Source organism: Paenarthrobacter sp. 2TAF44, from assembly GCF_052114885.1.
GTDB lineage: Bacteria > Actinomycetota > Actinomycetes > Actinomycetales > Micrococcaceae > Arthrobacter.
On the sequence record NZ_JBFRFP010000003.1, the window covers coordinates 80,068 to 99,430 of the forward strand.

Genomic DNA, 19,363 nt, shown 5'->3' on the forward strand with positions numbered 1-19,363 from the left:
CAGGAGGACACATGTCTGAACCCATCAAAATCGGTGTCGGTGGACCAGTCGGGGCCGGCAAGACACAACTCGTCGAGCGCATCACCCGACACATGAGCGGCGACATCTCCATGGCCGCCATCACCAACGACATCTACACCATCGAAGACGCCAAAATCCTTGCGGCCAACGGCATCCTCCCCGAAGACCGCATCATCGGCGTCGAAACCGGAGGCTGCCCCCACACCGCAATCCGGGAAGACACTTCCATGAACACGGCAGCCATCGAAGAACTCAAAGCCCGGCACCCCGACCTTCAAGTCATCTTCGTCGAATCCGGCGGCGACAACCTCTCAGCCACCTTCAGCCCCGAACTCGTCGACTTCTCCATCTACATCATCGACGTAGCCCAAGGCGAAAAAATCCCCAGAAAAGCCGGCCAAGGCATGATCAAATCCGACCTCTTCATCATCAACAAAACGGACCTCGCGCCGCACGTCGGAGCAGACCTCTCGGTCATGGAGCGAGACTCCAAGGAATTCCGCGGCAACAAGCCGTTCTGCTTCACGAATCTCAAAACCGACGAAGGGTTGGACGCCGTTCTGGCGTGGATTCGCCGCGACGTCCTGATGCTCGACTTGGCACAATGACGCCGCTGACGGTGCCCGTGCTGGATCCGGCGGCTACGCCGGGGATAAGGGGCCGTGCCCGCTTCGCGGTGCCCACCACGCCGCGGCCCCTTATCCCCGGCTTCGCAGCCTCGACTGTCGAGTCACCGCTCATTCGGCGAACCGTCATGTCCAGCTCCAGCGCCTCGGCGGCCCAGTCCCCTGGCGTGGGTGGCTTATGAGCACGCACATTGTGGTCCCGACCGTTGATGTCGGTCCTTGGGGGAACTTGGTGCCCGACGCCGGGTTGGCTTCAGCGGTTGGGGAGCGGGTGCGGGGGCGGTTGGAGCTTTTTGTTAGTGTGCGCGGAGCGAGGTCTGTTGCTTCTCGGCAATTTCATGAGGGCGCTTTGAGAGTGTTGCGGCCGCATTATTTGGATCAGTCCGGGCAGGTTTGCTTTGTCATGGTTAATCCGGGCGGGGCCTATTTGGGGGCGGACTTGTTCCTTATTGATGTTGAGGTCCAGGCGGGGGCGGAGCTGCTGTTGACGACTCAGTCGGCCACGAAGGTGTATCGGACTCCGGGGTCGTTTGCTGAGCAGCGGATGCGTGTGCGGCTGGGGGAGGGGGCGCGGTTGGAGTTACTGCCTGACCAATTGATCGCCTATCGCGAGGCGAGTTATCGGCAGAATTCGAGCATCAGTCTCCACCCGACGTCGAGCCTTGTCATGGCTGAGGTCATTACGCCGGGGTGGTCGCCCGATGGCGGGGTGTTCCGGTATGAGGAGTTGCGGCTGCGCAATGAGATCCAGGTCGAGACTGGTGGGGGATCCCGGCTATTGGTCCTCGATAACCTCCTGATAAGGCCGCCGCTGGGTGATGTGACTGGGATGGGGTTCATGGAGGGCTTTAGTCATGTGGGGTCGTTGGTGGTTGTGGATCCGCGGGTGAATCAGGAGCTTGCCGACGAGCTGCACCACTTGACGCGGGACCATGATGCTTACACGGGCGTTTCGTTGACCAACAGTGTTGGCGGTACTACTGGACTTGTGCTGAGATCGTTGTCCAACAGCACCGACGAACTCAATAATCTGCTGGGCGCCTGTACCTCAGTTCTCCGTGAACGTTGGTATGGTCAGGGACCCGTGAATCTGAGGAAGTATTGATGACTGCGTTGACTGGGTTCGCCGCCATATACCGGGACCGGGAGAAGTTGCCACTGCGGACGCGGCTACTTTTCACGTTCGGTGCGGTGGCCGCGTTGCACGTTGCCGCCGTCGTGCTTTTGCTGCTGGGTTCGGCAGGGGCGGCGCAGCCGCTTGCGCTGGGCTTGGTGGTCACCGCGTATGTGGCTGGAGTCAAGCACAGCTACGACTGGGACCACATCGCTGCGATCGACAACTCCACGCGAAAGTTAGTGGCCCAGCACAAGGACCCAGTGAGTGTCGGGTTCGCCTTCAGCCTTGGCCATAGTTCCGTCGTGATCCTGGCAGGGCTCCTGGTGACAGCGGGCGCAACGCTGATAGGTCAATTCATGGAGGACCGCACGGCGGGCAACAAGATGCTGGGCTTGATCGGTAGTGGAGTGTCGGGGTTGTTCCTGCTGGGGATGGGGCTCTTCAACGGCTCGGCATTCCTGCGCGCCACGCAGGTGTACCGGAGCATCCAGGCCGGCGGAACGATCCGAGAAGAAGACCTCGAGGCGAAGGGATTTGTTGCCCGGTTGCTGGCCAAGCCCCTGTCAAAGGTGGAGCGGCCACGGAATATCTACGTGATCGGGTTCCTCTTCGGCCTCGGCTTCGATACGGCCACCACCATCGGACTGCTGGTTGTCACCACGACGGCGTCTATCGCCGGAGTCTCGCCGCTCGCCTTGATGGCGCTCCCCTTCGCGTTCACCGCTGCCATGACACTGTGCGATTCCATCAACGGCGTGGCCATGATGAAGATGTACAGGTCGGCCATCAATGACCCTCAGCGGAAGCTCGGCTTCAATGTGGTGATCACGGGTCTCTCGGCTGTGTCGGCGCTGTTCATCTCCGTGATCACGCTCGGGGGATTCGTCAACGCGGCGTTTGAACTCCAGGACCCGCTGTCTACGTGGTTGGGGCAGATCGACCTTGGCGATGCAGGCCAGCTCCTGGTGGCCCTGTTCGTGATCGCGTGGGCTGTTTCCGCATGGCGTGGCCGGGTGATGCGCTCGCCCCAGCCCAAGTAAGTCGCAGCTGAGCGCGTTTTGAGGGCTCAAAACGCGCTGTGCTGCTACATAGTTGGGCTCAGGAGGCCGCCACCGCGTTGAAGAGCTCATTCGTATCCACGCCAAGGTCCGGGGTGTCCAGCACGTTGGTCAGGAACACGACGCACCGGTCCTGCTCCGGGAACATCCACCATTCCGTGCCCGCCCACCCGGGGTGACCGTAGATCCCTTGGGCAATCAGCTCGGATTCGTTGGCTGGCATCTGGAAACCGAGGCCCGTGTGCCGCAAGGGCTTGGGCCGGACACTGATGTGCGAAACCCCGGTGGTCCTTGGCCGGCGCATGGCCGCAAGCGTGGCGGGCCGCACTGCCTTGCCGGAATCGCGCAGCAACTCGGTGCCGAGATTGAGCAGATCCGTGGCGGTGCCGAACAACCCGGCGCCAGGATGCTTCTTTTTGTACATCCCTTCAACGTCCAGGCTTTGCTCTTCTGCGCCACGGACTGTGTGCGGGTTGCAGTCCGTGTGGAACGTGAGGCCTTTCGCGCCGGTGTCCTCAGCCAGCGAACGAACCTGCTCTTCGAACGGGCGGCCGTCGGCCCATTCGGCCATGGCCGCAGCGCCCTCGAAAGCCACATTGCAGTACTGGACCAACGATCCCGCATAGAAGGCTTGCTCCGCCGTGGTGAGGTCCCCGCGGAGGGGAGTGCCGCCGTCGAGCTGTGTATCCATGATTCCCGACCGGTGACTCAACAAGTGTTCGAGTGTAACCGTGTCCGTTCGGCCGGCGCCGAAGCCGGGGAGTGCGTCCGTCAATGCATTGCCGAGCGACAATTTCCCCAGCTCAACCTGGCGCATCACCGTCATCGCGCTGATGGGTTTGGTGACTGAGAACAGAGCAAAGTGGTCATCGGTGGCTGCCTTCCGGCCGCCGTCGTGCCCAAAGGCAACAATGTCGGCAATGCCGTGGCTGGATGCAATTCCCAGCACGGCCACCGGCACGCGGCCTTGGTCCACCTGTTTGCGGGCCCAGTCTGCCGCGGGACCTGATTCCACCATGTGACTTCCACGCTTTCGCTCGGGTTCGGTGAGACGAATCTATCGAAAATTCTCCGGGCCGCGTGTAACCCCGGGACGTGGGCCGGAAACTATAGAAGTATCCTGCAGTTCAGGACACTACTTTCAGGGGGAAAATCGTGCTTTCCGAGCGCGAACTGGCGTTTATCGCCATTCACAAAAACAGCTATCCGTCCGTTTTCAGATTTGTCCGCCGCAGGGTGGAATCGGCGGAAATTGCCGAAGAAATCGCGGCGGACGTTTTCCGGGTCCTTTGGCAGAAATGGGACGACGACTCCCAACCCGATATTCCATACCTGCTCGCTGTTGCGCGCAATCTCGTCGGGAATGCTTATCGGAGCCGTGACCGGCAGGAGGCACTGCAGGAAAAACTACGCACGACGGCGGTGGAGCGTTTCGGGGGCGACTCCGAGAACGTCGTTGTACAGGATGCCATGGCCCGCCTCCGCGACCAGGACCGGGACATCCTCCAGTTGGCCTATTGGGATGGTTTGGGCTGTGCCGAAATCGCGCGGGTACTCAACTGCAGTGAATCAGCAGCCAAGGTCCGCTTGCACCGCGCACGTGGTGCTTTCCGGAAACAGATGCCTGCAGGTGTCGAAACGACTACACACAAGATGGGAGTCTGAGATGGACCAGATCAAGAGCCAGATTTCCGCGATCGACCCTCTTGCCCAGGAACCAGAGGCCGAAATCAACGGCGAAGAAGCTTTGGCTCGTATGCTGACCGGGCCCAGGGTCTTCAGCGACACTGTGCCGGCTGGCGTGATCTCCCTCCAAGATCGCAGGAAACGAAAGGTCCGGATTACCGGAGCGTTGTTGCTGGGAGCGGCAGCTGTCACGGCTGGCGTCCTCGTGGCGGCCAACTTTGGGCCAGTGAGCTCGACGCCGGCGCCGGCAGTCACCGTCACAACCCCTGAACCAACGCCAACGCCGAGCATGTCCGCCACACCTTCGGCCAGCGCATCAGTGACGCCCTCCGGCGCTGCCACGTCGGTCACGCCCACTCAGCCGGCTCCTGCGATCGTTCCGACGGTGGCACCAACGCCGACACCTACAGCACCACCAGTTGCAGCCTTGCAAAAGTTCACGTTCCCGGATGGACACATCTCCTTCAACTATCCGAGCGGCTGGACTGTCCGGACGGAGCAGGGTCCATATCTTTCGGAGGAAACGAAGGCCGCATCCCAAGCGGCCACCATCCTGGACAGCGCCGGGGACAAGGTCGCCTTTGTGTCCAGCGGGTTCTACGGAGACGGCACGGCGGGGCGGGTGGATCGGACAGTCCTGGACCGGGCAGTGGTTCCTGGTGTCAGGGACATGTCAGACCAGCAAGTGGAGTTTGGCTTCTTTTCAAACAAAATCCAATTCATCCCCTACGACGGACCGGCCTACGAGGGCATGCCTTCAGCTCGTTCCGGCCCCAGCGATGATCCTCCCATTTACGCCATGGATATTCGCTTGTCGTCCGAGCTGGAGCCAGGAATTACCAGCTCTGGCACCAACCTGATTCGGATGCCCAACGGATTCATGAACGCATACGTTGTGTTCGATCCTGACAAGCAACCCACCTTCGCCACCCCCGAGGCAGCGAAGGCCTGGATGGGCAGTACGCAGTACTCGCAGCTGAAAGCCCTGCTGCTGAGCGTCAGCTACAAATAGCCCCATCTGAGTAGCAGTAGAGCGCGTTCTGAGCCCTCAAAACGCGCTCTACTGCGACCTAGTTTGGCGGGTGGGGCGCTTTCTTACTGGGGAAAGAGCCAGAATCCTACTGTTCGTGTGCATGACACCATGCGGAAATGCTATGCAATTGCCTATAACGAACCGTCCATGACTTGCATAGGGTTGAGGAGATCTGCTTCACACCAGGCCCTGCTTCACAGCATGCAGCGCCCTGAACTACCCAAGGATGAGTTTCAACGATGAAGAGCATCGCCCTCCTGCGCGAACGAGCCACCCGTGTCATGCCCACCGGTTCCCACTGCCCGGCCTCGGGTTTGTGGAGCCCGGACTCGGACCCTGATGCCGTCCAGGTGTTCGCCGAAGGCCACGTCCTCCCGGCGCACAACGGAGTGCCCACTGTCTGGCGGCGCCGGACCGCTGGCGAAGTCTCAGCATGACCAGCTCCATTCTGAACAGGCCCGCCGACTACCGGCACGTGCCGGCAACCCAGTGGACTGAACTGGGCGCCGGGGATCGCGTCTGGATCTACGATGTTGCCTGGGGTGCAGGTACCGGCCGTGTTGACGACGTTTCGCAGCACCAGGAATTGCTGTGGGTGGTCCTTGAACCCACTGGACGCAAGCTGTTCTGCGGAACCGACGACGTCCAGGTCTGGGCGGCCTAACCCGCCGGAACCAGCACGCTGGGGGACCCCGTCTCCACCCTGCCTAGGGGTCCGTCGGGCAGGCCGGTTTCGGGGTCGAGCCTGTAACTCAGGATGTCGTTGGAACCTTCATGTGCCACCAGGAGCCAACTGTCGTAGACCAGGTGGTGCCGTGGCCAATCGCCCCCGCTTGGCACATCGGCCAGGGGTGTCACGTCCGTGCCCTGGCCGCCCACCTTCAGGACGCAGATCCGGTTGGAGCCACGGACTCCCACGTAGACGAACCGGCCATCAGTGGACATTGCAATCTCGGCGGCGGAGTCGCCGTCGAACGCTTTGTTGACACTGGCGGGAACCACGGCGGTGAGTTCGTAGACTCCTTGGGGTTCGGCCCTGACAGCTGCAACCTCAATCGAGTATTCCGTGTCGATGAATACCGTTCCGCTGGGATGCCGCACCATGTGACGCGGGCCGGAACCCTTGGGCAGGATCACGTGGTGGTCCGGCAGCAGCCCCTTGCTTGGCTCATACCGCCAAACCCTCACAAGATCGTGCCCGAGGTCCGTGGTCATCACGCGACCATCGGGCAGCATGAGGCTTGAGTGTGCGCGGCTGGACCGCGGCTCATCGGTGGGTCCAGTCTGATGGGGGTCGACGGCGGCTTCCGCCCTGGTTCGCGAGGTGATAGCGCCGTCGTCGTCCAGTTCGTAGAGAATCACTTGGCCATCACCCCAGCAGGTGACCACAATGAACCGGCCCTGTGGATCTGTCGCGACGTGGCAAGCGGCCTCGCCCGCAGACCACGGCTCGCCCATTTGCTCCAGTTCAGCGGTGCCGGTACGGCGGAAGGCCCGCACCATCTTGCCTTCCTCGGCCACGGCATAGAGTACTGGGAGCGTTGGGTGGACGGCGAGGAAGGACGGCGAGTTCGCTGCGGCAGCCAAGCCAAGCGAAGTGAGTTTCCCGTCTGTATCCAGGGTGATGGCGCCGATTCCTTCGCCATTTCCATTCCGGTCCGCGGTGTAGGACCCGGTCCAGATGAGTGTTTCTGTGCCTGCTGCTTCCATGCTGTGGTCCCCCATGCTTAGTGTCCCCAATCCATCAATGTCCCTGTACGTCCGAGTCGACGCCGGCATCAGGACCGGCGTCGAGGGTTTGCAGCCTTCTTAGGTCGTCCTGGTCCAGCTCGAAGTCGAACACCTCAAGGTTTTCCCGCATCCGTTGCGGATTGGCGGTCTTGGGGATGGCAACCAGGCCTTGCTGGACGTGCCAACGGAGAACAACCTGGCCGGGCGTCTTGCCATGCTTGCTGCCGATGCCCGCCAGAACCGGGGCATTCAGGAGGTCGCTGCTGGCGCCCAATGGACTGTACGATTCCGTGACAATCCCGTGTTGCTCGTTGAAGGCGATGGCAACGGGACGCGGGATGGCCGGATTGACCTGGATCTGGTTGACCGCTGGAACAATATCCGTTTCCCTGAAGAGCCGGTCAAGGTGCGAAGGCTTGAAATTGGAAACCCCGATGGAGCGGACCTTGCCTGAGGCCTGCAGTTCCTCGAAGGTCTTCCAGGTGGAGACGAACTCGTCGCGGCGGGGGAGCGGCCAGTGGATCAGCAGCAGGTCAACGTACTCCAGCCCCAGACGTTCCAGCGAACCATCGAGCCCTGCCACTGCCTTGCCCGAGCCCTGGAATCCGCCGTCCAGCTTGGTGGTAATAAAGAGTTCACCCCGGTCCACTCCGCAGGCGCGGATTCCGTTGCCCACACCCTTCTCATTGCCGTACTTGACTGCCGTATCAATGTGCCGATAACCGTGTGAAACAGCTTCGACGACGGCGTCAGCAACCTGGGCATCATCCAGGGGCCACGTACCCAACCCCAGTTGCGGAATCTTGTAGCCGTCGTTGAGTTCAATGAGCGGGGCAAGTGTCATGTGCATGATCTCCTCTAATGCTTCAATCTCGACGGGCGGGTGTCTTTGCTGTTCTACGCTGGCCACGGACTGCTTGGCAACAGCTACCGCCCCGCCACTCTTCGAGCAGACCACTCATAGAGCCGATCGCTCAGCTCCATGAAGTCTTCCGCCACCACCTGCAGCTCCGGATGCTGATCGTGCCACTGAATGATCTCCCTCGCGCCGTCTGCGAAAGGGATGGTTGCCTGGTAATCGGGCACGAGTGCCTTGATCTTGGAGTTATCGAACACGACCGAGTGCGAGCGGTCCCCCAAGAGGTTGGGGCCGAGCTCTTTGCTATGGGCGGCGATGGTCTCGGAGGAAACATGAAACAGCTCGGGTTCAGGAACGCCGGCTGCCCGGGCGAAGAGACGATAGATCTGGTTCCACGGCAAGAACTCGTCGGAAGTAATGGTGTAGCTCTCACCGACAGCCTGCGGCCTTCCCAAGAGGCCGACGAAGGCCTTGGCGAAATCACGGCTGTGGGTCAGCGTCCACAGCGAGGTCCCGTCCCCATGAACCAGCACGGGCATTCCCGCGCGCATCCGGTGAATGTCAGTCCAACCACCCACCAGCGCGATCTTGGTCCGGTCATAGGTGTGCGATGGCCGGACCACGGTCACAGGGAAGTCCTGCTCGCGGTAGGCCTCAAACAACAACTCCTCACAGGCAATCTTGTCCTGCGAGTACTTCCAAAACGGGTTCTTCAGAGGAGTTGATTCCCGGATGGGCAAGGTGGTGGGCGGCTTTTGGTAGGCCGAGGCGGAACTGATGAAAACGTACTGACCAGTCCTCCCCCGGAAGAGCTCCAAGCCAGCCCGCGCATGAGCCGGAGTGAAGGAGATGAAGTCCGCAACGGCGTCGTACTCCCTTCCGCGAAGTACCTCCCGCACAGCCCCGGTGTCCCGGATGTCAGCATGGAGCACCTCGGCGCCCTCGGGAACCGGCCGCCCGGCTGACCGTCCCCTGTTGAGGATGGTCAGCCGGTGGCCCAGCGCGACGGCGCGTTCAGCCGCCGCCGCACTGATGACCCCGGTCCCGCCGATGAACAGGATGTTCCGCGGCGAGACGGTGTCCGCTTGTGGGAGGAGGCTGCTCACCAGGCGTAGTCCTCCGGGGCAGTGCGGTGGCCCGGGAAGATGTCATCGAGGCGCTTGAGCGCATCCTCGTTGAGGGTCACGTCCAGGGCGCGGATTGCGGCATCCAGTTGCTCCTGCGTGCGCGGTCCAACGATCGGCGCTGTCACGGCAGGCTGATGAAGCAACCAAGCCAGGGCAACGTCGCCGGGCTTCTGCCCGAGTTCGTCAGCGAAATCCTCGTACTGACGGATCTGATCCTCGTGCTTGCGCAGCGTCTCCAGCGCACGGCCTTCGGTGCGGCGAACGCCCTGCTCCTCTTTCTTCAGTACGCCACCCAGCAGACCGCCCTGCAGCGGAGACCACGGGATCAAGCCGAGTCCGTACTGTTGCGCGGCGGGGATGACCTCAAGTTCCAGTTCGCGCCGGAAGAGGTTGTAGATGGACTGCTCGCTGACCAGGCCCGTGTAATTCCGCCTGCGCGCGGCTTCCTGAGCCTGGGCAATGTGCCAGCCGGCAAAGTTGCTGCTGCCCGAGTACAGGATCTTGCCCTGCTGGACAGCCACCTCAATCGCCTGCCAGATCTCGTCCCACGGCGTCTGACGGTCGATGTGGTGGAACTGGTAGATGTCGATGTAATCCGTCTGCAACCGCTTCAGGCTCGCGTCCAGTGCGCGGCGGATATTCAGGGCGGAGAGCTTGGATTCGTTGGGCCGGTCCGTCATGGTGCCATACAGCTTGGTGGCCAGCACAGTCCGTTCCCGGCGCTCGCCGCCCTTCGCGAACCAGCGCCCGATGATTTCCTCCGTCCATCCCCGGTGGCCCGAGCCGCCGTAGACGTTAGCGGTATCGAAGAAGTTGATGCCGGAATCCAGCGCGGAATCCATGATGGAATGCGCCGGTGCTTCGTCCGTCTGGGGGCCGAAGTTCATGGTGCCCAGGCAGAGACGCGAAACTTTCAGGCCGGAGCGGCCCAAATGGGTGTACTGCATGTTTTTTGTCCTTTGTTTGGAGCTATCCAGAGCTGTTTAGAACTGTGTGAAAGCCGCGACGGCGGGATCGGAACCTATGCGGGCGCCGGCCTCCAGGGCGGTGATCGCGGCCAGTTCGGATTGGGTAAGGGTGAGGTCGGCAGCGCCGAGGTTCTCGCGCATCCTGGCTGAGTCCGCGGACTTGGGGATCACGATGGTTCCCTGCGCGAGGTGCCAGGCCAGAATTACCTGTGCCGGGGTGGTTTCATGTGCGGCAGCCACCAATGCCACTACCTCGGCGTTCAGGTCCTTGCCCTGTCCCAACGGGCTATACGCCTCCACGGCGATGCTGAGATCGCGGCACTTGTTTGCAAGATCGGCCTGCTGGTACGTGGGGTGCAGCTCGATCTGGTTCACGGCCGGCACCACGTCCGCTTCCCTCAACAGGGTGTCGACGTGGTCTGTGAGGAAGTTGGAGACACCGATGGACCGAATCTGCTTGTCCTGGTAGAGCTTCTCCATCTCCTTCCAAGCCTGCGTGTACAGCCCCTGTGAAGGGACGGGCCAGTGGATCAGGTAGAGGTCAACTACCTCCAAGCCGAGGGCGTCGCGGCTTCGTTGGAAGGCGTCGTACGCCTCGCCCTGCTCTCCGTTGCGGAGCTTGGTGGTGATGAATAGGTCTTCCCGGGGAAGGCCTGATGCGGCGATGGCGGCGCCCACGCCGGCCTCATTCCGATAGGCGGCGGCAGTATCGATGTGCCGGTATCCCGCCTCCAATGCGTCTTCCACAACCTTCTGTGTTTCTTCCGGAGGCACCTGGAAAACACCGAATCCGAGCTGGGGAATGATGACGCCGTTGTTTAGGGTCAGCTCTGGCATGAGGTCTCCTTCTACGTAGAAATTTCAGGCCTGCGCCGTTGGTTCCTGTTGGTTCGACTGGGTTGGCCGGACCTTCCAGAAAGCGTTTTCGGGAGGCTCTGTACTGAGCCTATTCAGTTTTCGCCGGAGAGTCAGCAATCCAGCCTGATCCTGTTTTTCCTAGGTCTGGCAGTCCTACCCAAATTGGTGGTCCTGCTCTGGCCTTGCCGGCGACGATGACGGCAGAATGGACGGATGGGTCAAAGCGCCGAGTTCGGAAAATTCCTCAAAGTCATGCGTGCCCGCCTTTCGCCGGAGGACGCCGGAGCCCAGGAGTCCACCGGGTCACGAAGGGTGCCCGGTCTCCGCCGCGAAGAGGTGGCGAGGCTCTCCGGGGTGAGCACCGACTACTACACACGCCTGGAGCAAGGCCGGAACATCCACCCCTCCAAGGCTGTCCTCGACTCTGTAGCGAGGGCACTGCGCCTGGACGCGGGGGAGCACGCGCACATGCTGGACCTGCTGGAGCACTGCGCGAGTTCGGCCGGCAATCCCGGCCCCGCCCAAAAGGTGCGCCCTGCGTTGCGGCAACTACTGGATGCCGTCGGCGATGTTCCCGCCATGGTCCTGGGGCGACGCGCGGATGTATTGGCCGGAAACCGGATGGCTCATCTGCTTTTCACGGATTTCACGGGGCTGCCCGCCACTGAGCGGAACCTGACCCGCTGGATCATTCTGGATCCTGCGGCGAAGGAGCTGTTCAGGGACTGGAAAACCGTGGCCGCCGAGGCAGTGGGTGCCTTGCGGATGGATGTCGGCAGACACCCCAACGATCCGCAAACCAACCAGCTCGTGGGCGAACTCGCGGTCCATAGTGAGCATTTCCGTCAATGGTGGGCTGGGCACAGGGTGGCCTCACGCTCTGCCGGCACGGTGAGATTGCACCACACGCTGGTTGGCGATCTTGAACTGAACTTTGAAACGCTAAGCCTCCCGGACGATCCCGACCAGCTGCTGAGGGTCCATTCCGCGAAGGCGGGCTCGCCGTCGTCGGACGCTTTGACGCTGCTCAGCAGCTTTGGTGAGGTACCCGAAGCGATCCAGCCGGCCCCCGAACCCGCCCGCCGAGATGACAGTTGACGCCCATCTTTTTGCTGAACATGGGCGTCAACTGTCATCTCGCGGGAGAGGGGATCAGCGCTCTAAGCGGAAACCAAGCTTGATGGTCACCTGCCAGTCGGCAATTGCGCCGTCCTGCAGATGACCGCGGATCTCTTTCACCTCGAACCAGTCCAGGTTACGCAGCGTCTGGGAGGCGGCGGCAATGCCATTCCTGACGGCGGCATCGACGCCCTCGGAAGAAGTGCCAACAATTTCGGAAACGCTATACGTGTGGTCAGCCATGGTGCTCCTCATCATCGTCCCTGAATCTTTGAAAATGCTGGCCCGCTCGGCAGGCCGTTCCTGCAGACTAGCCCACGGACGTCCGTGCGGGCCAGAGGTCTGACGGGCTCAGCTTTCGCGCCAGTCATTGCCCGTGATGTGTGATCCTGCATGGGGTCCCATTTGGAGCATTCCGCCGTCCACGGGCCACGAGGCGCCAGTGACGTAGCTGGAATCCGGGGAGGCCAGGAAAGCGATGACGGCGGCAATTTCCCGTGCGTCACCTGGACGGCCAAGGGGCACGCCCGGCCGTTCCTTCTGCCTGGGGTCCTCGTCCGTTTGGCCTGTCATGGGTGTTGCGATCTCACCGGGAGCAACATTGTTGGCGGTGATGCCAAACTCTGCAAGTTCCAAAGCCATGGTCTTGATGAGCCCGCCAAGGCCATGCTTGGAGGCGTCGTAGGCAGAAGCTCCAACGCGCGGCTGGAACTCGTGCACGCTGGTGACAGCGATGATGCGCCCGCCGCGGCCGGCCTTGACCATCCGTTTGGCGGCTGCCTGCATGGCCACGAAAGCACCGTTGAGGTTGGTGTCCAAGGTGGACATCCAGGTGTCGTAGTCCAGTTCGAGGAACTTGGTGCCATCGCCCGTTCCGGAGTTGTTGACGAACACGTCCACGCCGCCGAGTTCCTCGGCCAGCTTGTCAATGCTTGCAGCGGTTTCGGAGACTTTGGTGGTGTCAAGGTGGTTCACTACGGCCTTGCGGCCCAGGCCGCGGACCTCTTCTGCAGTGTCCTCGGCACCCTGCTGGTCCGTGTGCCAGGTGATGCCGACATCCATGCCTGCCTTGGCCAGAGCAACCGCCGTGGCGCGTCCTATCCCAGAATCAGATCCTGTGACGATGGCGGTTTGCGGGGAAAATGATGCCTCGCTCATGTCCTTGCCTTTCGGTCGCGTGATGGTTCCGATGACTTATCCCTACCCGGACAGGCCGGACCGTAAACACTCGGTTGGAAGATGCCGGATCCCGGCGGGGGATCACGATGGAGTGTAGATTTTTAGCAGCACCACCAGTGAATTCCCACAACCAGGAGTACTCATGTCTGAAGTTATTGTCGTCGGCGTTGACAGCAGCGAAACGGCCAAACGCGCAGCAGTGGCAGCAGCGAAGCTTGCCACAGCCCTTGGCGCCGAGTTGCATGTCATCAGCGGGTTCTCCGATGACCGCATTGAAGAATTTGGCAGCGGCAGCGACAGGATCACGGTGTCTTCGGCCGACTCCGCAGAATACGTAGCCCGGAAGGTCTCTGAGGAACTTGACGTCCCCAGCGGCAACATCAAGTACTTCGCAGCCCGCGGTACACCGGCCAACGCGCTCATCAACTACGCAGAGACCAACAACGCCTCGCTGATCGTGGTGGGAAACAAGCGGATGAAGGGCCTTGGCCGTGTCTTGGGGAGCATCGCGAACAGCGTGGCACACGGTGCTCCGTGCGACGTCTACATCGTGAACACGGACGTGGACGCGTAGCCCTTTCTTATTAGGTAGCAGCAGAGGCCGTTTTGGAAGCTCAAAACGGCCTCTGATGCTGTTCAGTTGGGGAGAATTCATGGCCGTGGAAAGGCCTCGGCAAGCCGCTGAGTGCTATCTTCGGGCGAATTCCAACAGGGCGCTCATGGCCCTTGTGGCCTTCTTGAGCTGCTCCGTGGTGACAGGGTTGTGCCCGTACCCTGCACGAGTTTTCATGCCAAGCAGAGTGGTTAGGTGCTTGGCTGCAGCTTCATCTACCGTCCTCAGGAGGCCCGCAGCCTCACTGTGGTCTTGACTCTGTGCGAATCGTCCGAGTCGGGCAATGCAGATGGCGTCAGAGGCGGCAATGCCGGCGTGGACGCAGAGTGTTGCCACGGCATCAGCCACCTCATGGTGTTCCTCAGCCAGTTCGAGTGCGTCCAAGGCAACTTTTTGGAATTGCACAGCCTTATTCAAACGACCCAAGCGGATAGCTTCGCTTCCATGGGCGGTCCTCATTTTACGCGACGCTGTCGGCGCGTAGTACGCGCCTCAGCCAGGTAGCGTCGCCGAAAAGTGTGTACCCGTCGGTGATGATCGAATCGAAGATCGGGGAGGGTGCAACTTCGGACTCCAGATAGACCAGGGGCCGCGTGTCGTTGCCTGTCCACGCACTGACATCGGCGGCCAGCTGCGCAATCCTGGTGTCAGCCTGCGACTCGTCACTGGGGTCATTGAGGGCTATGAAAAGGTCTATATCGCTATCGTTGCGCATGTCATTACGTGCAGCTGAGCCAAAGATCGTGACGACAATGGGCGAGAATTCCCACATCTCGATTTCGCTCCGGATGCGGGCGAAGAGGCGATCTTTTGATAAGGCCATCGCGATCACTGCCTCGGCCAAAAGGTGATCACGGTTGAGCCGGAAAACGTGCGTTCTTCCGGCCACCTTGTCCAAGACGATGCCCTGAGCGACGAGGCGAATCAGGGCCTTGCGGACGCCGGCAAGGGAACTGCGCTCGGGAAGAAGGTTGGAGAGGTTGGGGGCTGTGAACTCGGCATCAGCGCGCGCCAGGACGTACAGGACACCCATGTCAAGCGTGGGGCTGATGGTCGTCAGCGGGTTCTGCAGCCGCATGGCGTCTCCCGGATCTACTATTGTGCACTTATAAGTACAATAGTAGACATCCGTCGAGCCAGTTGGGCTACGCCTCCAGGACGTACGTCTTCAGGTCGTCCAAGGTCTGCTGCATATGGGCGTCCATGGCCAGCCGTGCCTCGTGCGGATTCCGTGATTCCAAGGCCGCCGCGATTTTCCTGTGATGGCCGATCGCGTGCTCCTGAATGTCAGCGAAAGCTGAGGTCTCAGTGCGCCGCGCTTCGAGTACACGATGCAGTGGCTCGAACAGTACTGCCACGAACACGTTGCCCGAGGCATGGAGGATGACATCGTGGAAGGCGAGGTCGGCTTCCACAAAGGCGGCCACGTCATTAACCTCGTGCGCGGCTTGCATCTTTTCAACATGCTCTTTGAGGCTGATCAGCTCGTCGTCGGAGATACGTTCCGCAGCGAGTTCGCAGGCGCCGGTCTCCAGCATCCGGCGTAGCTCGATGAGCTGGACGGCAGCTGCCGCGTCTTTGGTTCCTTCGGATGCCGCACGCAGGACGGCCTCCAGGGATGCCCACTGGTTCAGCGGATTAACGAACGTACCGCGGCCACGTTCCACGCTGAGGATCCGCTGCGCCTCAAGGGTCTTCATGGCTTCGCGCACGGTCATGCGGCTCACCTCGTGCCGGGCGCTGAGCTCCAGTTCGCCAGGGACAATCGTCCCCGGCGGGAACTCGCCCGCGATGATCCGGTCCAGCAGCTCATCAGCAACGACGCCCACCAGCGACTTGCGTGCCATGTATCCCCATTTCCTGTAATTCAGACCGTCCGGCACCTCATGGATGTTTTCCTCCAGGCGCGGATGGTTGTCAGACATCTTACGCTGGCCGTGGCCAGGTCGTTTTCCAAAATTCACACAAAGTCTTGGCACATTCTTCCGGCTGCTCCCAGTGGACGTTGTGGCCCGCCTCGGGAATTGCCTTCAAGGTGCGTGTTGGGCTTGCCGCGACGAACGCAATCATCTGGTCGATTGACCGCACGCGGTCGCCCGTTCCAGCAATCACCAGCAGCGGCGCCTGAACGCGGCTGGGCACTGAAGGTTCGACGCCGGTCATGGCCGCCCGGGCGCTGGCGGACAGAACTTCGAACGGCGTATCGAATCCTTTGCCGAGCAACTCCATGTCGTCCGCGGAGAGGTCCCCGTACCAAGCATTCATGAGCTTCAGCTTGGTATCGGCGTCGAAAAATCCCTGCCGGAGCTGCGACACCAAGAGGTTCTTGAACGCCTCGTTTTGAGGTGCCGGAACCATTCCTACCAGCGTCACTGTTGCCACTAGATCTGGATGCTCCGCTGCCAGGGTCAGCGAGACGCTGCCGCCCATTGAATGCCCCACAAGATGCACTGGCCCTTCTGTGCGGGTGCGGATCGCGGCTGCAACCGAAGCGGCGGCGGTGTCCAGCGTCCATGAGAAGTCGGACGGCAGGTCCTGACCCGGGTGATAGCCCGGGAGGTCGAGAATCCAAACTTCGCGTCCGGCGTCGAGCAGTATTTTCGCGAGCGGCTCCCAGTACACGGAGCCCGAGGCCCAGCCGTGAATCAGCACAACGGGAACTTGCTCGCCCGAGGAAGACGCGGGGGTGCGGACCTCTACGAACGGGAGTGGAACTGCGGTGCCGGCCATGTCTCCAGACTAGTGACGCAGGGCATCTTGCGCCGGGAAGAGCGCTGTGTCACACTGGCTATGAAATGTTAGATGTCTGACATCTTACATTCACGAAACCGCTGCAAAGATTTCCCACGATGGAGTGCACAGTGACCCTTGAAGCCGACGTTCTGGCCGCTTTCCCGGCGGAAGTCCACATTCCTGCCCAGCTGGTTGCTGACGCTGTTGCTGCGTCGTCAGCTGAGGCCCCACGCGTCCTGGTCGTTCTTGATGACGACCCCACCGGAACACAGTCTGTTTCGGACCTCGCCGTCCTCACCCGTTGGGACGTCGCTGATTTTGCCTGGGCCTTTGCCTACATACGGGAGAGCCAAACCAAGCCCGCCGTGTACGTCCTGACCAACACCCGCAGCCTGGACCCGGCCGAGGCGGCAGTGCGGAATGAGGAAATCGTTCGCAACGCACTCGCGGCGGCAGCCGGCAACTTGAGGCTGGGCTTCGTCAGCCGCAGCGACTCCACCCTGCGTGGCCACTACCCGCTGGAACCGGATGTCATTGCCGCCACGGTTGCGGCCGAGACCGGTGAAACCACTCACGGCGTAGTAATTGTCCCAGCATTCCCCGACGCCGGAAGGGTCACCATCGGCGGCGTGCACTACATGCGCGGCACCGGAGAAGATGCCGGCAAGCTCACCCCCGTGGCAGAGACGGAATTCGCCAAGGACGCCAGCTTTGGGTTCGCCAACTCCGAGATGGCCAAGTATGTGCAGGAGAAGTCGCAGGGCAGGTTCCAGGACAGCGACGTGATCGTCCTGGACCTGAACATTATCCGCGCCGGGGCCTCCGCCCAGGATCCCGCCATTTCGGCCAAAGCGATCGCCGACGCCCTCGAGTCCGCCACCAACTCGACTCCGATCGTGGCGGACATCGTCACAGAGAACGACCTCCGTGCCCTCGCGCTTGGCCTGGAAGAAGCCGAACGCCGCGGCAAGAAGCTCCTCTACCGCGTAGGCCCCCCGTTCGTCCGAGGCCGGATCGGCCAGGAAATCCGCACCGCCTTGACCTCCGAAGAAGCGTACGCAGGCAATACTCCCTCCGCAGCCGGCGGCCTGATCGTGGTCGGCTCCCACGTCGGTGTGACAACCCGCCAGCTCAGCGCCTTGACGGCCGCGCACAGTTCTGCGCGCATTATCGAGATCGACGTTGAGCAGCTGCTGGCTCCTCAAGCTGACGGTTACATCGCCACGGTGGTGTCCGACGTCGTCGACGCCCTCCACCAAGGCGACGTCATCGTCCACACCAGCCGCCTGCTCATCAAGACCGACGACGCCGCAGCGAGCCTGAAGATCGCCCGCACCGTCTCCGCCGCCGTCGTGAATGTAGTGAACCGGACGTTGAAAACCTTCGCGCCGCGGTTCGTCATCGCCAAGGGCGGCATCACGTCCTCGGATGTGGCAGCGCACGGACTGGAGATCCGCCACGCGATCGTCCGCGGGCCCATGCTGCCGGGCATCGTCTCGCTCTGGGAACCGGTGGATGGCCCCGCGAAAGGCATCCCGTACATCGTGTTCGCCGGCAACGTGGGCGATGACCAATCGCTCGCCCAGGTCACCCGCAAACTCAGCGCCACTTTCTAAACTCCCGGAAGCCCACAAAATTCAATGGAGAACACCATGACCAGCAGCAACTACACCATCACAGTTCTGGGCCTCGGCGCCATGGGCCTGCCCATGGCTACCCGCTTGGCCTCTGAGTTGACCGTCCACGGTTTCGACATCGCCGAACCCCGCCTGGAGCTCGCTGCAGCAGCCGGTATCAAGACTTTCGCTTCTGCCCGCGAAGCGTCGCAGGATGCCGACGCGCTGCTCCTGGCCGTTCGCAACGGGGAGCAGCTCAACGATGTCCTGTTCGGCGAAAACGGCGTTGCCACGGTTCTGAAGCCGGGCGCCGTCGTGATCCTCGGCAGCACTGTTGGGACCGAGGCCATCCCGGCGACAGTCGAAAAGCTAGCCGGGTACGGCGTCGCGCTGGTGGATGCTCCGTTGTCCGGCGGCCCGAAGCGCGCGGGTGAAGGTGACCTGCTGATTGTTGTTGGAGCCCAACCAGAGGCCCTTGAAAAGGCGCGGCCAGCACTGGAGCTGCTGGCGTCCACCCTGAGCATTGTTGGCGACAAGCCCGGCGATGGCCAGGCCCTCAAGACCGTCAACCAGCTTTTGTGCGGTGTACATATCGCCGCTGCTGCCGAGGCCATGGCCCTGGCGGATGCACTGGGTCTGGATCAGGCGAAGACCCTCGCCGCCCTCGAAGCCGGCGCTGCGGGCTCCTTCATGCTCTCCAACCGCGGCCCCCGCATCCTGGAGGCCTATACCGAAGATGGAGCCGAGGTCCTCAGCCGGCTGGATATCTTCGTCAAGGACATGGGCATCGTCGGCAAGGCCACCCGCGCTGCCGGCCTTGCCGCGCCCGTTGCTGCCGCCGCAGAACAGCTTTACCTTCTCGGCCAGGCCCAGGGCCTCGCCGCCGCCGACGACTCCGCCGTCATCAAGGTTGTCGCGCCCACAAAGCGCACCAACTAACCCACCAAAAACCCGCGACGACGGCGGTCCCCCCTTCGCCGTCGTCGCCACCTCCCGCCGGTCTTTTAGACTGGTTTGTC

At 61.8% G+C, this 19,363-nt stretch carries 24 protein-coding genes; 12 read left to right on the forward strand and 12 right to left on the reverse strand.

Annotated features, from left to right (window positions below):
- The first annotated feature begins 11 nt into the window (after positions 1-11).
- The 4 genes from ureG to AB4Z15_RS04545 are packed head-to-tail and all read left to right on the forward strand — an operon-like array spanning position 12 to position 2,804.
- Positions 12-629 carry an urease accessory protein UreG gene (gene ureG / locus AB4Z15_RS04530; protein WP_442016267.1) on the forward strand — a complete coding sequence of 206 codons (618 nt, stop codon included), beginning with the start codon at positions 12-14 and terminating at the stop codon, positions 627-629.
- Positions 626-829 (forward strand): hypothetical protein, encoded by a 204-nt coding sequence (locus tag AB4Z15_RS04535; RefSeq protein ID WP_442016268.1) that lies wholly within the window; start codon positions 626-628, stop codon positions 827-829. The genes ureG and AB4Z15_RS04535 overlap by 4 nt, the downstream gene beginning before the upstream one ends.
- On the forward strand, positions 826-1,752 hold the full coding sequence (locus AB4Z15_RS04540) for an urease accessory protein UreD (protein WP_442016269.1): 927 nt from the start codon (positions 826-828) through the stop codon (positions 1,750-1,752). Before AB4Z15_RS04535 ends, AB4Z15_RS04540 begins: the two co-directional genes overlap by 4 nt.
- Entirely contained in the window at positions 1,752-2,804 is a 1,053-nt protein-coding gene (locus AB4Z15_RS04545; protein ID WP_442016270.1) for a HoxN/HupN/NixA family nickel/cobalt transporter, read from the forward strand. The genes AB4Z15_RS04540 and AB4Z15_RS04545 overlap by 1 nt, the downstream gene beginning before the upstream one ends.
- A 58-nt stretch (positions 2,805-2,862) precedes the next feature.
- On the opposite strand, the gene AB4Z15_RS04550 is transcribed toward AB4Z15_RS04545, so the two are convergent.
- The gene (locus AB4Z15_RS04550; RefSeq protein ID WP_442016271.1) at positions 2,863-3,840 is read right to left on the reverse strand and encodes a serine hydrolase domain-containing protein; all 978 of its coding nucleotides are present in this window, start codon (positions 3,838-3,840) and stop codon (positions 2,863-2,865) included.
- A gap of 137 nt (positions 3,841-3,977) precedes the next feature.
- Here AB4Z15_RS04550 and AB4Z15_RS04555 point away from each other — a divergent pair, with 137 nt between their 5' ends.
- The 4 genes from AB4Z15_RS04555 (at position 3,978) to AB4Z15_RS04570 (ending at position 6,205) form a co-directional block, all read left to right on the forward strand.
- The gene (locus tag AB4Z15_RS04555) at positions 3,978-4,487 is read left to right on the forward strand and encodes an RNA polymerase sigma factor (protein ID WP_442016272.1); all 510 of its coding nucleotides are present in this window, start codon (positions 3,978-3,980) and stop codon (positions 4,485-4,487) included.
- Position 4,488: 1 nt separating this feature from the next.
- Positions 4,489-5,520, forward strand: a complete 1,032-nt coding sequence (locus AB4Z15_RS04560; protein WP_442016273.1) for a hypothetical protein — start codon at positions 4,489-4,491, stop codon at positions 5,518-5,520.
- A gap of 260 nt (positions 5,521-5,780) precedes the next feature.
- Positions 5,781-5,978 carry a hypothetical protein gene (locus AB4Z15_RS04565; RefSeq protein ID WP_442016274.1) on the forward strand — a complete coding sequence of 66 codons (198 nt, stop codon included), beginning with the start codon at positions 5,781-5,783 and terminating at the stop codon, positions 5,976-5,978.
- Positions 5,975-6,205 (forward strand): hypothetical protein, encoded by a 231-nt coding sequence (locus AB4Z15_RS04570; RefSeq protein WP_442016275.1) that lies wholly within the window; start codon positions 5,975-5,977, stop codon positions 6,203-6,205. The genes AB4Z15_RS04565 and AB4Z15_RS04570 overlap by 4 nt, the downstream gene beginning before the upstream one ends.
- On the opposite strand, the gene AB4Z15_RS04575 is transcribed toward AB4Z15_RS04570, so the two are convergent.
- From AB4Z15_RS04575 to AB4Z15_RS04595, 5 genes are all read right to left on the reverse strand, one after another.
- A complete protein-coding gene (locus tag AB4Z15_RS04575; RefSeq protein ID WP_442016276.1) occupies positions 6,202-7,266 on the reverse strand; it encodes a lactonase family protein in 1,065 nt (354 codons plus the stop codon). The genes AB4Z15_RS04570 and AB4Z15_RS04575 overlap by 4 nt on opposite strands.
- A 19-nt stretch (positions 7,267-7,285) precedes the next feature.
- A complete protein-coding gene (locus tag AB4Z15_RS04580) occupies positions 7,286-8,116 on the reverse strand; it encodes an aldo/keto reductase (protein ID WP_442016277.1) in 831 nt (276 codons plus the stop codon).
- A gap of 83 nt (positions 8,117-8,199) precedes the next feature.
- Positions 8,200-9,237, reverse strand: coding sequence for an NAD-dependent epimerase/dehydratase family protein (locus AB4Z15_RS04585; protein ID WP_442016278.1), 1,038 nt, complete (start codon positions 9,235-9,237; stop codon positions 8,200-8,202).
- Complete coding sequence (locus AB4Z15_RS04590) at positions 9,234-10,205, reverse strand: aldo/keto reductase (protein ID WP_442016279.1); 972 nt, start codon at positions 10,203-10,205, stop codon at positions 9,234-9,236. Before AB4Z15_RS04590 ends, AB4Z15_RS04585 begins: the two co-directional genes overlap by 4 nt.
- 36 nt (positions 10,206-10,241) lie before the next feature.
- Positions 10,242-11,063: an aldo/keto reductase gene (locus AB4Z15_RS04595; RefSeq protein ID WP_442016280.1), complete on the reverse strand. Its 822-nt coding sequence runs from the start codon at positions 11,061-11,063 to the stop codon at positions 10,242-10,244.
- A gap of 234 nt (positions 11,064-11,297) precedes the next feature.
- Here AB4Z15_RS04595 and AB4Z15_RS04600 point away from each other — a divergent pair, with 234 nt between their 5' ends.
- Positions 11,298-12,182 (forward strand): helix-turn-helix transcriptional regulator, encoded by an 885-nt coding sequence (locus AB4Z15_RS04600; protein ID WP_442016281.1) that lies wholly within the window; start codon positions 11,298-11,300, stop codon positions 12,180-12,182.
- A gap of 54 nt (positions 12,183-12,236) precedes the next feature.
- On the opposite strand, the gene AB4Z15_RS04605 is transcribed toward AB4Z15_RS04600, so the two are convergent.
- Complete coding sequence (locus tag AB4Z15_RS04605; protein ID WP_442002951.1) at positions 12,237-12,446, reverse strand: dodecin; 210 nt, start codon at positions 12,444-12,446, stop codon at positions 12,237-12,239.
- A gap of 108 nt (positions 12,447-12,554) precedes the next feature.
- Positions 12,555-13,361, reverse strand: coding sequence for an SDR family oxidoreductase (locus AB4Z15_RS04610; RefSeq protein ID WP_442016282.1), 807 nt, complete (start codon positions 13,359-13,361; stop codon positions 12,555-12,557).
- A 163-nt stretch (positions 13,362-13,524) separates the two neighbouring features.
- Here AB4Z15_RS04610 and AB4Z15_RS04615 point away from each other — a divergent pair, with 163 nt between their 5' ends.
- Entirely contained in the window at positions 13,525-13,956 is a 432-nt protein-coding gene (locus tag AB4Z15_RS04615; RefSeq protein WP_431117519.1) for a universal stress protein, read from the forward strand.
- Positions 13,957-14,070: 114 nt separating this feature from the next.
- On the opposite strand, the gene AB4Z15_RS04620 is transcribed toward AB4Z15_RS04615, so the two are convergent.
- From AB4Z15_RS04620 to AB4Z15_RS04635, 4 genes are all read right to left on the reverse strand, one after another.
- The gene (locus AB4Z15_RS04620; RefSeq protein ID WP_442016283.1) at positions 14,071-14,400 is read right to left on the reverse strand and encodes a hypothetical protein; all 330 of its coding nucleotides are present in this window, start codon (positions 14,398-14,400) and stop codon (positions 14,071-14,073) included.
- Positions 14,401-14,455: 55 nt separating this feature from the next.
- A complete protein-coding gene (locus tag AB4Z15_RS04625) occupies positions 14,456-15,073 on the reverse strand; it encodes a nucleotidyltransferase domain-containing protein (RefSeq protein WP_442002948.1) in 618 nt (205 codons plus the stop codon).
- A 67-nt stretch (positions 15,074-15,140) separates the two neighbouring features.
- Positions 15,141-15,842 (reverse strand): FadR/GntR family transcriptional regulator, encoded by a 702-nt coding sequence (locus AB4Z15_RS04630; protein ID WP_442016442.1) that lies wholly within the window; start codon positions 15,840-15,842, stop codon positions 15,141-15,143.
- 79 nt (positions 15,843-15,921) lie between these two features.
- Positions 15,922-16,725, reverse strand: coding sequence for an alpha/beta fold hydrolase (locus AB4Z15_RS04635; RefSeq protein ID WP_442016284.1), 804 nt, complete (start codon positions 16,723-16,725; stop codon positions 15,922-15,924).
- A 131-nt stretch (positions 16,726-16,856) separates the two neighbouring features.
- Between AB4Z15_RS04635 and AB4Z15_RS04640 the strand changes: the two genes are divergently transcribed.
- Positions 16,857-18,344 carry a four-carbon acid sugar kinase family protein gene (locus AB4Z15_RS04640; protein WP_442016285.1) on the forward strand — a complete coding sequence of 496 codons (1,488 nt, stop codon included), beginning with the start codon at positions 16,857-16,859 and terminating at the stop codon, positions 18,342-18,344.
- A gap of 36 nt (positions 18,345-18,380) precedes the next feature.
- Positions 18,381-19,283, forward strand: a complete 903-nt coding sequence (locus AB4Z15_RS04645) for an NAD(P)-dependent oxidoreductase (RefSeq protein WP_442016286.1) — start codon at positions 18,381-18,383, stop codon at positions 19,281-19,283.
- Positions 19,284-19,363: the final 80 nt, after the last annotated feature.